Annotated in this window: 18 protein-coding genes; 7 read left to right on the top strand and 11 right to left on the bottom strand. The window is 58.7% G+C overall.

Features of this window, described 5'->3' with window-relative positions; all coding sequences use genetic code 11:
* Window positions 1-428: 428 nt before the first annotated feature.
* The 4 genes from AC2FNL_RS09925 to AC2FNL_RS09940 all read right to left on the bottom strand — a co-directional run bounded on the left by AC2FNL_RS09925 (window position 429) and on the right by AC2FNL_RS09940 (window position 3,335).
* On the bottom strand, window positions 429-701 hold the full coding sequence (locus AC2FNL_RS09925) for a DUF202 domain-containing protein (RefSeq protein WP_496833390.1): 273 nt from the start codon (window positions 699-701) through the stop codon (window positions 429-431).
* A 226-nt stretch (window positions 702-927) separates the two neighbouring features.
* Window positions 928-1,428 carry a Dps family protein gene (locus tag AC2FNL_RS09930; protein WP_496833392.1) on the bottom strand — a complete coding sequence of 167 codons (501 nt, stop codon included), beginning with the start codon at window positions 1,426-1,428 and terminating at the stop codon, window positions 928-930.
* A gap of 68 nt (window positions 1,429-1,496) precedes the next feature.
* Window positions 1,497-3,122, bottom strand: coding sequence for an acetolactate synthase large subunit (locus AC2FNL_RS09935; protein ID WP_496833393.1), 1,626 nt, complete (start codon window positions 3,120-3,122; stop codon window positions 1,497-1,499).
* A gap of 51 nt (window positions 3,123-3,173) precedes the next feature.
* Complete coding sequence (locus AC2FNL_RS09940; RefSeq protein ID WP_093961673.1) at window positions 3,174-3,335, bottom strand: DUF1328 domain-containing protein; 162 nt, start codon at window positions 3,333-3,335, stop codon at window positions 3,174-3,176.
* Between the two features lie 123 nt (window positions 3,336-3,458).
* Between AC2FNL_RS09940 and AC2FNL_RS09945 the strand changes: the two genes are divergently transcribed.
* Window positions 3,459-3,743: a hypothetical protein gene (locus AC2FNL_RS09945; RefSeq protein ID WP_496833395.1), complete on the top strand. Its 285-nt coding sequence runs from the start codon at window positions 3,459-3,461 to the stop codon at window positions 3,741-3,743.
* 165 nt (window positions 3,744-3,908) lie between these two features.
* Here the strand turns inward: AC2FNL_RS09945 and AC2FNL_RS09950 are convergent, their stop codons facing one another.
* Window positions 3,909-4,763 (bottom strand): formate/nitrite transporter family protein, encoded by an 855-nt coding sequence (locus AC2FNL_RS09950; protein ID WP_496833396.1) that lies wholly within the window; start codon window positions 4,761-4,763, stop codon window positions 3,909-3,911.
* A 187-nt stretch (window positions 4,764-4,950) separates the two neighbouring features.
* On the opposite strand from AC2FNL_RS09950, the gene AC2FNL_RS09955 reads away from it, so the two are divergent.
* Window positions 4,951-5,142: a PLD nuclease N-terminal domain-containing protein gene (locus AC2FNL_RS09955; RefSeq protein ID WP_496833397.1), complete on the top strand. Its 192-nt coding sequence runs from the start codon at window positions 4,951-4,953 to the stop codon at window positions 5,140-5,142.
* 94 nt (window positions 5,143-5,236) lie between these two features.
* Here the strand turns inward: AC2FNL_RS09955 and AC2FNL_RS09960 are convergent, their stop codons facing one another.
* The gene (locus tag AC2FNL_RS09960) at window positions 5,237-5,644 is read right to left on the bottom strand and encodes a hypothetical protein (RefSeq protein ID WP_496833398.1); all 408 of its coding nucleotides are present in this window, start codon (window positions 5,642-5,644) and stop codon (window positions 5,237-5,239) included.
* 111 nt (window positions 5,645-5,755) lie between these two features.
* Here AC2FNL_RS09960 and AC2FNL_RS09965 point away from each other — a divergent pair, with 111 nt between their 5' ends.
* Window positions 5,756-6,448 (top strand): Crp/Fnr family transcriptional regulator, encoded by a 693-nt coding sequence (locus AC2FNL_RS09965; protein ID WP_496833400.1) that lies wholly within the window; start codon window positions 5,756-5,758, stop codon window positions 6,446-6,448.
* Between the two features lie 87 nt (window positions 6,449-6,535).
* On the opposite strand, the gene AC2FNL_RS09970 is transcribed toward AC2FNL_RS09965, so the two are convergent.
* The 3 genes from AC2FNL_RS09970 to AC2FNL_RS09980 all read right to left on the bottom strand — a co-directional run bounded on the left by AC2FNL_RS09970 (window position 6,536) and on the right by AC2FNL_RS09980 (window position 8,172).
* A complete protein-coding gene (locus AC2FNL_RS09970; protein WP_496833401.1) occupies window positions 6,536-7,105 on the bottom strand; it encodes a PRC-barrel domain-containing protein in 570 nt (189 codons plus the stop codon).
* Between the two features lie 154 nt (window positions 7,106-7,259).
* A complete protein-coding gene (locus AC2FNL_RS09975) occupies window positions 7,260-7,880 on the bottom strand; it encodes a PRC-barrel domain-containing protein (protein WP_496833403.1) in 621 nt (206 codons plus the stop codon).
* 94 nt (window positions 7,881-7,974) lie between these two features.
* Window positions 7,975-8,172: a CsbD family protein gene (locus AC2FNL_RS09980; protein ID WP_093961665.1), complete on the bottom strand. Its 198-nt coding sequence runs from the start codon at window positions 8,170-8,172 to the stop codon at window positions 7,975-7,977.
* Between the two features lie 212 nt (window positions 8,173-8,384).
* Here AC2FNL_RS09980 and AC2FNL_RS09985 point away from each other — a divergent pair, with 212 nt between their 5' ends.
* The 4 genes from AC2FNL_RS09985 to AC2FNL_RS10000 are packed head-to-tail and all read left to right on the top strand — an operon-like array spanning window position 8,385 to window position 11,050.
* Window positions 8,385-8,894, top strand: a complete 510-nt coding sequence (locus AC2FNL_RS09985; protein ID WP_496833404.1) for a hypothetical protein — start codon at window positions 8,385-8,387, stop codon at window positions 8,892-8,894.
* A complete protein-coding gene (locus AC2FNL_RS09990; RefSeq protein WP_496833406.1) occupies window positions 8,875-9,285 on the top strand; it encodes a phage holin family protein in 411 nt (136 codons plus the stop codon). The genes AC2FNL_RS09985 and AC2FNL_RS09990 overlap by 20 nt, the downstream gene beginning before the upstream one ends.
* The gene (locus tag AC2FNL_RS09995) at window positions 9,278-10,039 is read left to right on the top strand and encodes a hypothetical protein (protein WP_496833407.1); all 762 of its coding nucleotides are present in this window, start codon (window positions 9,278-9,280) and stop codon (window positions 10,037-10,039) included. The genes AC2FNL_RS09990 and AC2FNL_RS09995 overlap by 8 nt, the downstream gene beginning before the upstream one ends.
* Window positions 10,040-10,048: 9 nt before the next feature.
* Window positions 10,049-11,050, top strand: a complete 1,002-nt coding sequence (locus tag AC2FNL_RS10000; RefSeq protein WP_093961662.1) for an AI-2E family transporter — start codon at window positions 10,049-10,051, stop codon at window positions 11,048-11,050.
* On the opposite strand, the gene AC2FNL_RS10005 is transcribed toward AC2FNL_RS10000, so the two are convergent.
* Together AC2FNL_RS10005 and AC2FNL_RS10010 are read right to left on the bottom strand one after the other, a co-directional pair.
* Entirely contained in the window at window positions 11,047-12,543 is a 1,497-nt protein-coding gene (locus AC2FNL_RS10005) for a phospholipase D family protein (protein ID WP_496833409.1), read from the bottom strand. The two genes, AC2FNL_RS10000 and AC2FNL_RS10005, sit on opposite strands and share 4 nt — an antisense overlap.
* Window positions 12,521-13,924 carry a sensor histidine kinase gene (locus AC2FNL_RS10010; RefSeq protein WP_496833410.1) on the bottom strand — a complete coding sequence of 468 codons (1,404 nt, stop codon included), beginning with the start codon at window positions 13,922-13,924 and terminating at the stop codon, window positions 12,521-12,523. The genes AC2FNL_RS10005 and AC2FNL_RS10010 overlap by 23 nt, the downstream gene beginning before the upstream one ends.
* Window positions 13,925-13,951: the final 27 nt, after the last annotated feature.

The raw sequence follows: 13,951 nt of genomic DNA on the forward strand, positions 1-13,951 counted from the left end.
CTCAAAGCCAGTCAGCCTGTCATACTAAAAAATTTGATCGCCTGACGAAGCACCCTGTCCAAAATCGCAAGGCAAACCGCAACCTCAGAAGCTCTAAATTTGGACTGTGCACAGAAGACAAGATATACGGGCGCGAAGTCAGGGTACGTTCTATCGACGCGTTCTAAATAGCCCGGGCTATTGGGCAAACGGCCGATAGCTCCAATGAGCGGTCACAAAGCAATTCCGCGAAGGGCCACTTCGAGCCCAAAATTTCGATGCTGCAAAAAAAAATTAGTGCACTGCTCCTCGGCATTGGACCGCCGGGAGCTGGATTTTTCCTGGACCAGTGCAGGCAGAGCAACTGGGGATCAGGCAAGCGGGAAATTAGGGTTGGCTGTCTTTGGCCGCACCGTAAACGAAGTCAAACAACGACGGCACAAGGGCGTCTAAACCAACCACAACACAAGGCAACACGCGACTGAACCTAGGGACAGGCTTCCGACAACCAGTTGCAAGTGGAAGCGAGATGCCGGTTGGGCGCTGTGCGCTTCCAATCGGGAATACACGCGGCGGGCGTTCATCCACGCTCCCCAATAGATCAGCAGCGAGATCAACACAAAAAGAGTGGCTGCGGCTTTCGCCAGCCACTCGGGCTCGACGGCGGAAAATACGGCCTTGAGGCCAAGGGCGATGGCCACGCATGCCATTCCGGTTCTCATCCATCCCGCAAATGTACGCTCATTTGCCAAAATGGTGCGGTCTTCGGCCCAGTCGGTCCGCTCCTCGGCCAAGTTTTGGCTTTTCGTGTTTTTTTCAGACATTGCCGACCTTTGGACTAGTCACCAGATCGGAATGTGCAGGCTTGCCGGTTTTTCGGCAAGCCTGCACAAGACCTTAAACGCGCACAGTTGGGTCGCAAAACGACACACGCGCCCGGTCACCGCGTCAGCTTGATTTCGAGATCGCCCGCAGCATCCAAGCTGCCTGCTCATGAAATGCCGAACGTTCGGTCGCCAGATCTTCAGTCACGACATCTTTGCGGCTTCCTGCAAGCTCGGTCAGGGCGTGCAGGCGGTGAGCCGCCCGCTCGTGATCAGCAGCCAGATCTTCGATCATTTCGGCGGCGGACAGGTCCCCTTCGCGATCCTTGATGGCCGAGAAATCCAGGATGTCGGACATCCGCGAGGGCGCCAGATGGCCCAGCGCGCGAATGCGTTCCGCGATCTCATCAGCGGCGGCGAACATGTTTTCGTACTGTTCTTCGGTCAGCTTGTGGATCGAATAGAACAGCGGGCCTTCCACGTTCCAGTGATACGCATGTGTCTTGAAAGTCAGCCGGTAGGTGTCGGCCAGAACATCAGCCAGACCCTTGGCCAAGGGCGCGGTGTCGCGCACGCCAGTGGAAACGGGGTTTTCGTTCGGGACAACGTTCAATGCGTCGGTCATGACAACTCCTTTTTTCTACTGGGGAAGAAACGCCCAAAGCCGGGTATTGTTCCACTTTCAGCAAAAAATCAGGTGACAGTCGGCATCCCGCCATCAGCCGAATAGTCGACCGACACCCGCAGCAAGGTCGGAACGGCGACGTCAGCCGCCGCCTGCAGCGCAGGGGCCAGTTTGCCGTGGCTTTCGATGTCGTGGTAGACCCAGCCAAAGGATCGGGCAAGTGACTCCCAATCGGGGTTGCCGAAGGAAAACTCGCGCGCACCTGGCTGTTTTTCGTCGATCAGACCATAGCCGTTGTCTTCCCAGACCAGAAGAGTCACGGGCACGCACAACCGGGCCGCCGTCTCCATCTCCTGAACGTTCATCAGAAAGTCCCCATCACCGCAAACGGCGATCACCCGACCCTCGTCCAAAAGGCGGGCAGCCTCGATCGCTCCGGGCAGCGCAAGGCCCATACCGGCCAGGCCGTTCGGAATGATGATTTGCCCCGCCCGGCGCGCTTGAACCTTGCTGGCGACCCAAAGTTTGTGCAGGCCCACGCCAGACAACAGAACGTCGCTTTCGCGAAGCGTCTCGGAAATCGCCTGACAAATGTCCGACGGCGCGACGCAGGCGGCATCGGTAGCTGTTGGTCCACCCTCCAGCGAGGCGTCAATCCTCCGCTGGAGACCTTTGAACCAGCTTTGCGTGGGACGTTCGGCGGTGGCCTTGGCCAGAACGTCGATGCAGTGCGGAAGATCCCCAGTCAGAGCGGCCTTTACCGGCCAGTCCACATCAACAGTCGAGGCCACGTCCGTGATCTCGAGTACCGGCTTCTTACCGCCCATCGAGATGTTCGAGGGTGGATATTCAACCGGGTCAAACCCGATGGCAATGATCAGGTCGCACAGGTCGAAGGCTTCTGATGCCAATTCCTTGCCCGGTTGACCGATCGAATGCAGCGAGAGCGGGTGACCCGGCGGCAAAACGCCTTTGGCCATGAATGTCGTGACGAGCGGTGCGGAAAGGCTTTCCGCAAGTGCCCGAACGTCGCTTGCGGTGCCGGATCGGATCACCCCATGTCCTGCAAGGATCAAGGGCTTTTTCGCCTCGGCCAGCAGGCGCGCGGAACGGATGACCGCATCGGCCGCCGGTCGCACCTCGGCTGGCGGCGGGGCCACGAAAGGTTCGGCCAGTGTCGGGACCTCGGCCAGATCCTCGGGCAGGGAAAGATGGACGGCTCCGGGTTTGTCGATCTTGCTCAACCGCACGGCCTCGGCAACGACTTGGGGAATTTCATCCGCGACCATCAGCGTTCGGCTCAACTTGGTGACTGGCGCAAAGAGTGCTTCGAGATCGATGATCTGATGGCTTTCGCGGCCCAGCCTGGACCGCGCACCCTGTCCTGTGAGGGCGATCAGCGGCACATGGTCAAGCGTAGCGTCAGCCACACCGGTGACAAGGTTGGTCGCTCCAGGTCCAAGCGTCGAAAGGCAAACCGCCGGGTTCCCCGTCAATCGACCGTGAACCGATGCCATGAACGCCGCCGACTGCTCGTGCCGGCACAAGACAAAGTCGATGCTCGACTTGTCGATTGCTGCGATCAGATCGGTTGTTTCCTCACCCGGAACACCGAATGCACAGGTCACGCCGTTGGCCTCGAGGCAGGCAATCAGCAATTCGGCGGCGGTTTGGGTATGGACGGCATCTTTCATAGGGCTTTGAACCTCGGGGTACTGTTTCAGGGAGTGCGGATGCGCGGGGGCTTACCCACGGATCAGCCGCAAGATCAGCGAACCGATGAACAGGACCAGAAAGATCACGAAAAGGATCTGCGCGATACCGGCCGAGGCCGACGCGATGCCGCCAAACCCGAAGATGCCAGCGACGATAGCAAGTGCGAAAAAGATCAACGCCCAGGACAACATGGAATTTCCTTTCATTTCTGTGGCTACTGACGGGTCAACGCTTGGAAGCCCAGATTGGTTCCGGATCATTTTGGTGGAACCATTGGCGACCGCTCGCGTTGGGTCGGTGAAAGGAGATCTGACATGACACAGAAAACGGCGAAGAAGGCCCCTCAGGACACTCCGCATGTGGAGATGGCGGCGCGGATCGACGAAGTGGCCAAGGAGGCCAAATCAGCGTTGGAAGATGGCGTAACCGCAACGCGTGACACGTTGAAGACGGCGCGCGACGAGGCGCAAAAGCAGCTGACACAGACATCCGAGAAGGGCGCCGCATTCGTGCGCGAGAACCCGGGTTTGGCAATGGTCGGAGCGTTGGGCGTGGGTGTCCTGTTGGGCCTCGCTTTGCGCAAGGCGGACCGCGGTTAGAACACGCGGTACACTGCGACCGATATGGGCATCGAATACGTATTGCCGGCCATGCTCGGCTTGGGTTTGGCCGGTTTACTGATCTGGTTTTTCATCAGGAATCGCTGAAACCGCTATTCGTCACTGCCACGCCAACCAACCCGCGATCCAAAGACCCAAAGCGCCTCAGCCGCGCTTTGGGTCTTCTTCTATTTCGGGTTTGATCTGGGCGTAGGCCAGCATCGTGAAGACAGCGGTTCCTCCGATGATGTTGCCGGCCAGAACGGGCAGGAAAAAGCTGAAAACGGCTGCGCCTGGTGGCAACTGCCCCTGAAGCATCAGAACCGCCATTTCCACCGATCCGGCAACGACGTGGGTAAAGTCACCGGCCGCAATCATCCAAGTGAAGATTACGATGACCAGCACCTCGTTGTTCTGTGCCGATGGCAGCATCCAAACGATCGCCGCAATCAGGATCCCTGCCGGTACTCCGCGCAGAAAGCCAACCCAGGCGCCCATGCCAGTGGCGTGGTGGCTCAGGTCGTTGATGACTGAGACGAGCTGGGGCGACAACACCGGCGTATGGATCAGGAAGGCAGATATCGCAAACGCCCCAAGCACATTGGCACCCAGAACGATTGCCCACAACCTCGCGGTTTTGGTGAAGCAGGCAACAGACGGATTAATCATGGCTGGAACGACGGTCGTTATGGTGTTCTCGGTGAACAACTGCATCCGCCCCAAAATGACCAGAACAAAGCCGAGAGAATAGCCCAGGTTCTCGATCAGGAACCGACCGCTGGTGTCGGGCAGATGTGCCCGCAAGATCGCTTCGCCCAGCACCGAAAAGCTGATCAGCACTCCTGCGGCAATCCCGGACCAGAACAACGCTTTGGTCGGGCGATCCAGTTCCTCCTCGCCGTTTTGGCGGATGATCTCGAATATCAGGCGCGGAGACAGCCCAGACGCTTCTTCGACCGCTTCGCGCTCGCTTTCTTTCTCGACAAGATCTTTTCGCGGCGCTTCGTGTGTATCGGACATTTTGACCCCATGTATCGACCTTCAATCCCAACGTTCTGCCGGTCGTTTTGGTTCCGTCAGGCGAAGAAATCCTCAAGACTTCTACGAGAACTGGGATCACACCCAGATCTTTGTCGGGAACTTTCAGCCACCTATCGCGTTGTATCCTCGTAGGAACAACGACACGTAATTCGAAAGGAACTTCGGTATGGTGGAAATATATGGCATTGGCGGTCTGATCGTCCTGGTTTTGTCGATCTGGGCCATTATCTCGATCATCGGTTCGTCTGCGACGACCGGTGCAAAAATCTTGTGGGTCCTTTTCGTTCTGTTGCTTCCGGTCATCGGATTCATCTGCTGGCTGATCTTTGGCCCGAAGGCCGCGCGCAGCGCGATCTGATCAGTTCGGAAATTGTCAGTACAAAACAAAGCGCGGCATCGGCCGCGCTTTTTTCGTTCAAGGATATTGGGGGCACAATGCGCCCTGCGCCGTTTCACCCAGGATCAGAACCGATCTTCAAGCCGTTCCCACTGAAATCAATGGATGCAATCGTGCGGGTAAGATCCGCGGCCGTGAAAGGCCGTGTCAGAGCCGCGCATTCAAATTGAGCTTGCACCTCGGGGGACGGGTCCAACAGCAACAGTGCACTGCCGCGTTCAACCAACAGCCGCGCGACGGCGTTGAATGACGTCTCACTTCTGCGATAGCTCAGAACGCCTAAGGCCGGGGCGAATTTGGGATTCTGCCAGAAATGCCCGCCCGCGTGCAGCTCGCGGATATGGACAATGCGATCGGGCGAAACTCCGGGGACGGCATCACTGATGTCCGCTGCTTCGATAAAGTTTTCCGTAACAATCAAAACATCTGCTACGCTGCGGGAAGAGGCTTTCATCAATACCATCCTGAAATCTGTTCGATGCCACCGTAGGGCAATCCCGCAGCGCCGCAACAAACTATGACACAGCAACGAAAAATTTCTCTGATCGCATGTGCGGACTGTCCGCTGAGGCAGATGGACGTCTTCCTGCCGTTCGCGGAAGACGACCTGCGGTTCATGCAGAGTTTCAAAACCGGCGAGATGCAGGCCGAACCCGGAACACAACTGTTCATCGAGGGCGCGAAATCCGCGCATCTGTTCACGGTCCTGAGCGGGATGGGCGTTCGTTACAAAACGCTGGAAAACGGTCGTAGGCAGGTCATCGGCTTTGTGCTTCCCGGCGATTTGGTCGGGTTGCAGGCTGGGGTCATGGGCGAGATGCGGCACTCCGTCGAGGCGACAACCGCGATGAGGCTATGCGTGTTCAATCGCTCGCGGCTGTTCGAATTATATCAGAACCAGCCTGATCGGGCCTTTGACCTGACATTCCTGGCAGCCGTCGAAGAGCATTTCCTGGGCGACGCCTTGACAACCGTTGGCCAGCGCGGCGCGATCGAGAAGATCGCGTGGAGCCTGCACCGCTTCTACACACGGTCCCAGGCCGTCGGATTGGCCAAAGGCTTGCGGTGTCCGCTGCCATACCGGCAGCAGGATCTTGCGGATGCGTTGGGCTTGTCGCTGGTTCACACGAACAAGACCCTGCGCCGGCTGAAGGTTCTCGGCCTGGCCGAGTGGTCCAACAATGTGCTGCAGATTAACGATCTTGAGGGTCTAGCCGAGCTTGGCTTGGTCGAAATCACCGAAGCCGTTCCGCGCCCGCTGATCTAAACGTGGCGGATGGACAGGAATTGAAAGACCGCCGACCGAAAAATCGGCCGGCGGCTTGATCACATGCTTTGCGACTGAATAGAGGGTTTACGACCCTTCGTAGGCCGGCATGTCCTTCAGCATCTCCTTGTCCCCGTGAACAAATGCATAGGTGTTGTCACCATCGACTTCACGCATCAGCGACACGCGCGAGAAATCGATCAGAACATCCTTTTCCCCCAAGCCGAGGAACCCGCCGACGCCGATCACGGCCCCATCGACCGTTCCGTCCATGTCGACGACGACCTCTTCGATCTCGCCGATCCACTCTTGCGAGACGTCATAGACGCGCATGCCGGTCAGGTCTTCGGCCGGGATAGTGCCCTGGGCAACGGGGACATAACCCTCGATGTCGATGGTGGTGGGATCAACCGCATCAGCCATCTGTCCGGCTTTTTCGCTGATGTACTCACCGGTTGCTTCGGCTGCCTGGTCGACGTCTTCCGCCGTGTTCTGCGCAGCGTTCTTGATATCCTGCGCGGTATTGGACAGCGCATCACCGGCTGCCTCGGCTGCCTCTTCCAGGTTCTTGCCGACTTCTTCGACATTCGAGCTTTCTGCGTAGGCCGATGCCGACATCACCAGAACGATCGAAGTTGTGGTCAGAAAACGTTTCATAGCTCACTCCTTTGGTCTGTTCTGACCGCATTTCCCGCGGTCTTGTTGAACAAACGAATGACGCAGAAACTTGTTCCCAGAAAAATGCAAAAATATTTGTTTTAAAAAGAAAAAACCGCGCGTCTGCGCAGTTTGACAAGCCGTGTCCAGATACTCAGACCGGGTGCAGCGGGTCGGAAGACCTGGATAGAACCATGTAGTGTTCGTCGTCGGGAATATTGCGTAACTCGGCGAATGGAAAACTCAGGATATCTGGTCGCCCGTCGATCAGAAGAAACCGCAGTGCCTTGGTGTCAGGGTCGAACTCAATATCCTTGAATCTGCCCAACTCACCAGTCGAGTCAAACACGGGGTTGCCCTGCACCTTCGTAAACCACCGGAAGTTGCTACCGGGTGGCGTCGGTTGGGGGCGTTGGCGGAGGGCGTCATTCAGGACCGCCCCCATCACAACCGGTGCAATCGCGTTGCCGAACGGCCCTACGACCAAGGGCGGCAGGCCTTCGATGTCCACTGCAAGGGGATCTTCGTCGTCTTTGCGCTGGCGCAGATGATCCACTTGCTGTTGGGAAATCGCGCACGTTACCTCGCTTGCGCCAAATTCGAGCGTATCGGCCGTGAACGCCACCGGGTCATTCCCTCCGGTGAGGCTCAGATTGACCAAGACGTACTCCAACTCGGTCTGCCCAGCGCGGATGGCGATATCGGAAACGCGACCAATCGCTTGGTCGGCTCCAGCTGGGACAACGGGCGTGTTGGTGAGGTCAGACAGCTTCATGGCGCTCGTGATTACCTTTGGGGTCGATTTTGGGAGTGTGTGGGGCGCCATTGGTCTGACGCCACCCCACGCGATGTGCGCATCTACCTTTGGGCTACATGTCCTTCATCAGGCGATCCACGATTTCCCGAACGTCTTCTTTCGAATCTCCGTATTTCTTTTGGATGATGCCTTCCAATTGCTCGCGATCGCCCCGGGCTTGTTCGATCTCATCATCAGTCAAATCGCCGAAACGCTCGATCAGCTTGCCTTTGAATTCGGTCCAGCGTCCAAGAATTTGGTCCCAGTTCATCGTAATTTCCTTTCGATTGCTTCGTCGCTGTCAGTGAAACGCGCCAAACGCGAGCTGGTTCCGGGCGCCGGCGATATTTCTGCGTTGGCCCCGGAAAAAAGGGGGTCGGGCAGTTACCGAAATTTGTCCTCAGTGGCGTTCGAACTGGTCTTGGGAACAATCTCGCCTTCCATGCGTTGGAGGACCGAGACCTCAACACAGGAGATTGAACCATGCCACGTCGAACCGAGACCACGGAGAAAGCGAAAGCCCATGCCCAGGACTTGACCGGCAAGGTCAAGGACACCGTGACCGCCGAGGCATCGGCCCGGGCCGAATCCTTGAAAGACAGCGCAGCGCAGGAGGCTGAGAGTGCCGCTTATGCAGCCGAAGCAGCCGCCGATGCATTTCCCGACCAATCTGTGCAGCATCAGGTCCTGTCGAGGATTGCCGACAACATGGAGGCCGTGGCTGGGCAGGTGCGCTCTGCCGACTTGGCCAGTATGAGCCGAAAGGTATCTGATTTCGCCCGGGAAAACCCGCTGTTGTTCGTCGGATCGGCTGCCCTGGCCGGGTTTGCCGCAGCCCGTTTTCTGAGCGCGCGCAATACGGGCGCGGCTCAATCCGCATCTTTTGGTGCAGATCCATGGGATATTGATCCGTCGCCGCTGCATGGGACCTCGGTCGATACCTCGGGCCACACCAGCGCGTTGGCGCGAATGAATGGTGGCCGCGATGCATAACCCCAACGATCTGCGATCTGCACCGGGGCTTTTGGCACACGCGCTCAAACATCTGTCAGGTTTGCTTCAGGCTGAGGCGAAGCTTGCGAGGGAGGAGTTGTCCCGAAACCTGACGCGAGCGGGCGTAGGGCTGGCCTGCATTGGCATTGCTCTGATCCTGTTGATGATCGCGCTGAACCTCATGGCCACAGCCCTGGTCGCGTATATCACCGCCAATGGCTTATCGGTGGGTATGGCCTCGTTGCTCGTTGGCGCGGGCTTGGCACTGGTTGCTGCGTGCCTGGCGCTTTTTGGCCGGTCCCGCATGTCCGCCACCGCCTTGGTTCCCGAGCAAGCCATGAAAAACCTGCAGCGCGACATCGAAGCGATGAAGGAGTCGACCCATGTCTGACCTGACACCCCTTGAAACGCAGATCGCATATGAACGCAGCGCCCTTGCGCGCTCGCTGAATGCTCTGTCGGATACGCTGGCACCGCAGCGCCTGGCAGACGAGGCGAAATCGACGCTCGAAACCTATGGCGGGCAGATCGGTGCGCAGCTCTGGTCCGCGGCCCGGAAAAACCCGGCGGCCTTTGCTCTGTTCGGTGCAGGAGCAGCCCTTTTGGTCGCGGGTCCTGAGTCTGGCGCAAAAAGCACCCAATCCCCGCCCCAGGCCGTACCTCCGCAGCAGGCGTTCGACGGGTTTGACCGGCGTGTTGCCGACGCCGACAGCCGCATGAAACAGGAGATGACCGGAATGACTGAACACAGCCAATCTGCCAGCGTGCTGTCCGCCGCCTTGGATCGTGGTCTGGACAAGCTCTCACCCCAAGCCCGTGCCCGTGTGATCGAAGCGCGCAAGGCCGCAATCGGTGCACAGCAAGCGGTCGAGAAGCGTGCGCGGAAGGCGGCGAAGGCGTCGCAAACCTTCGTTCATGATCAGCCGCTGGCGGCCGGAGCATTGGCGCTCGGCGTAGGTATTCTGGCTGGTGCTCTGCTGCCCAACACCCGCAAAGAGGACGAGTTGCTGGGCCATCGGCGCGATCAGCTGATGCTACACGCCCAAAGGGTTTTGAATGAAGAACTGGACAAGCTGCATGCCGCGGCCAGTGTACGGCTGGATGAGGCGGCTGATCGGGCCTCTGACGCTTTGCGCAGTCAGTGAAGCGCGCCCATGCCAACTGCCTTCAGCTCTCCATCGGCCTTGCGTGCAATGTTGGCGATCCTGACCGGGATCGCCATCATCACCGCTTTGTACCTGGCCCGGTCCATCGTCGCTCCGATCACCTTTGCGTTGGTTTTGGGGGTCGTGGTCGCCCCGCTTGCCGACAAGCTTGAGAAGGTCGGTTGCCCACGTGTGATATCCGCTTCGTCACTGCTGTTCGTGACCAGCACCGTCATCGTCGCGGCTTTCCTGCTGCTCGAACCATTGCTGTCCGCGCTGGTCGAACAGTTGCCTGCCATCAAACGCGAGTTGCGCTCTTGGGTCGCTGCGATGTCCGAATTCATTCGGGGTATCGAAACGCTTGGACGCGAGATCGAGGAAACCGTCGGCGCCGATGGGGCAGCGGAAACGGAGTCCGCCCTTCCGTCAGTGATGGATGCTTTGTGGCTGGCGCCCAATTTCGGATCAAAGATCCTGATTTTCATCGGCACGCTGTTCTTCTTCGTTTTGACCCGACCCGAGCTCTATGCCGCAGCTGGTCCCCTGAAAGAGCGGCTGTATCTGGCCGACCGCGCCGTCTATCGCTATTTCGCTGCCGTGACGTTGGTCAATATTGGCCTTGGGACGGTAACGGCCGTGGCCTTGGGACTGATAGGCATCAATGACGCCGTGATCTGGGGGGTGGCCGCCGGCCTTCTGAACTTTGTGCTGTATCTGGGGCCTCTGATGATCATGACCGGCCTTCTGATTGCCGGTTTGACTCAGTTCGGCGGGGCAGCGGCCTTGTTGCCCCCGCTGGTTTTCCTGGCAATCAATTTGTCCGAGGCGCAATTCGTGACACCCGCCTTCGTCGGCCAGCGTCTACAGGTGAACCCGCTGGTCGTGTTCATCGCCATCATCTTCGGACTTTGGCTGTGGGGGCCGGTCGGGGCCATCGTCGCGCTGCCGATCCTGTTGTGGTTCGGCGTGTTGATGAACCCCAAGGTCATGAGTTCGATCGAAAACACCTAGACGATGTTTTCAGTAACCCCCGGCAACGGTTGCCGCATGTCGCGCGCGACATCGGCGTCATGCGGGACCAAGAAACCACTGCGCGCTTCGGGGCGCCGCACACCGTTGGCGCGAACCTCTCGCTGCCACCACGCGAACATGGAATCGGGCTCGATCGGTTTGCTCAGATCATCCGAGAACCACCAATGGTCCACCAGGGCCTGCCGCAGAACCGCAACCCGCTGCCGGTCGGTTACCCGAAGGGCGACTTCTGTGTCCCACCGCAAAGACCGTCCGTTCAGGTTGGCGGACCCGACCAAAGCATGATGGTCATCCACCACCAGAACTTTGTTGTGAACGTGAATGATCGGAGACCCGCTCAGAACCTCGGCGCTGGCATCGGCCCCACTGGCTGAAATCGGTTGGACCGGGGTCGACACCGAAACCCGGTCTTGGAACCCCTGCTGGATGATCTCCAGGCATTTGGCCTGCAGGTCCAAACCATATTGCGCGTCCAGTCCGTCATGCCCGCCAAAGGCCACTTCCTCGGGCAAGGCTGGCAGAACAAGCACCAGTTTCAGATCCTGCTTGGAATGGCCCGCCTCAGCCAAGGCCTCGGCCAGCCGGGTTGATCTGAAATACTGGGTCTCGATGTGCAGAAGTTGCCGCGCGGCCTGAAAGGCGGCGATGTGCTCGTCCTCGATCTCATGCGCGATGGTCTTTGGCGACAGCCGCCAGAACGCAAACCGGCGCGGGCTGGACAGGGTGCGGCGCAGATGGGTCGTCTGGGGGTCCGGTTGTCCGGTTGCGATTTCATGTTCGAACCGGTCGATATGGCGCGCGGCCTCGGTGGCCTCGGGTCCGCGGACCAGCAATTGAACGTCTGACCAGGTGTTCTTGGCCAGACGGTTGTGATCCGGTGTGTCAAAGCGCCTTTCGTTCAAGTCCAATCCGCCGAGGTAGCAGACCTCATTGTCGATCACGGCGACTTTCTGATGGTGCGACACGGTGTGAAGCCGGGGCAACATGTCCGACCCCAGCCGTACCGCCTGCCGTTCGCGTCGTTCGCGGGACAGCTCCTGCATCCGCTGCGCCTTTTTTCGCAAAACCGCGGGCAACAGCGTGGCCCAAGGCAATGCGCCGGCCTGCGCGGGATGCATGGACACGCGAACGCTCAAGCGCGCGGCCAGTTCTAGGCCAAGGATTTCCCCAAGCGCAACTGCCTGCCGTTTGGTGCGCCAGCTCAGTTCGTGTAACTCGGTCGCAAAGATCGGATCGAAATCGCTGATGACCAAATGAAACGAGACACCCTTGCGGATGACATGCTCGATCAGGTCAAACCAGGTATCGCCGATCCGGCGCGCCTCATCGCTGCGCAGCCGTGTCATGAAATCGAATATCCGAAAACTTGCCTTGATCTGGTGCCGGGCCTCCAGAACCGCTTTTTCCAAGGCGGGCCAGGCTTGCTCGGCCGTGATCAGGACCTCAAAGTCATTCTGCTGCGGCACGGGCATCACCGCCTCTCTCATCCGCAATGGTCTGTGGTTCGCTATCCCCTTCTACTTCGGCGATTTCGAACGTCACCTCATATACATAATGCGATGATGTCTCGGTTATGGTTTCGTAACCGTCCAATTGGCGAAGGAAGGCCTGCATCAGCCGTTGACCGATCCCGCCACTGTGGAACAAATCCGCACCGTCGTCTGTCTGCCCGCGCGTGTTGGAGATTTTCAGATGCAAGATGCTCTCCTCGGGTCGGGTTAATTCCACCGAGATTGTCGGCGGTCCGTCCTGCGGTACGCCTACGTATTTGACCGCGTTCGTCAGCGCCTCGGCCACCAGCATCGACATCGTGACGGCCTGATCCTGCCCCAGTTCGACCGGCGCGATCCGGCAGTCGACCTCGACCACCTGACCCAGAATTGGCGGTCGATGCGCCAGTTCGGCCACCAAATGCCCGATGAGAGCCTCGGTGTTGATCGTCGTCATCTGCGAGTTCTGGTTCAAGGTTTGGTGCACCATGGCCAGGCCGCGAACCCGACGCTGCAACTGTTCCAGCAAGCGCCGGGCCTCGGGGGTTTCAGCCTTGCGCAAATGCATGTTCATGATCGAAGCGATCAGTTGCAGGTTGTTTTTGACACGATGGTGAACCTCGCGCAACAACAGCGTTTTTTCGACAAGATCCCGTTCGTGCTGTGCCTCAGCCTCGCGGATCAACAAGACCATGCGGTTGAATGCAGTCTGGATTTGCTGAAACTCCTGCGGCGCCCCTTCCAGGCTTTCAATCGGATCGCGCTCACCCAACGCAAAACGACGCACGGCCGAACGCAAGCTGTCGAGATGCCGGATCACCAGCCGATGCAAGCCCCACAGCGCCACCCCCAGCCCCGTTACCCACATAAGGATCGGGAAGGCAATGGTCAGGGCGGTACTGCCGGCGCCGACCGAAGCCAAGGCCACGTCTCGTGGCCAACTACCAATCACGGCGACTTCACCCGGAATGATCGTCGCAACCGCGAAGATACGCTCCTCTCCAAGGGGTGTACGGTCAGAGAACGTCTTTCCCGAGTTGGAAAGCACCAAACGCTTGTCCGGCGCGGGAGGCAAATAGCCGCTCACTTCGTCCAGACCGACATTCGACAAGAGCACCTCACCGCTCGCATCGAACAGGGCAATGACGACGTCGCTCTTTTGGTCCTCGACATCCAAAGGAATGCTGGCGAGGGCATGGGGGATGGATATGGATACGAACCCCAGCAGCTGTGCCCGATCCATGACCGGTCGGGTGACGATAATCACGGATTGCCCTGAAACAGCGCCGGATCGGTTGACGGAAAAAGTCAGCTGCGGGTTTTCGATAATTTTGGAGAAGCCCGAAGCGTCGGACAGGTCCATGACTTCGTCCGCTGTCGAACACGCCAT

The sequence above is a fragment of the Ruegeria sp. CRTD044 genome, from assembly GCF_059613485.1.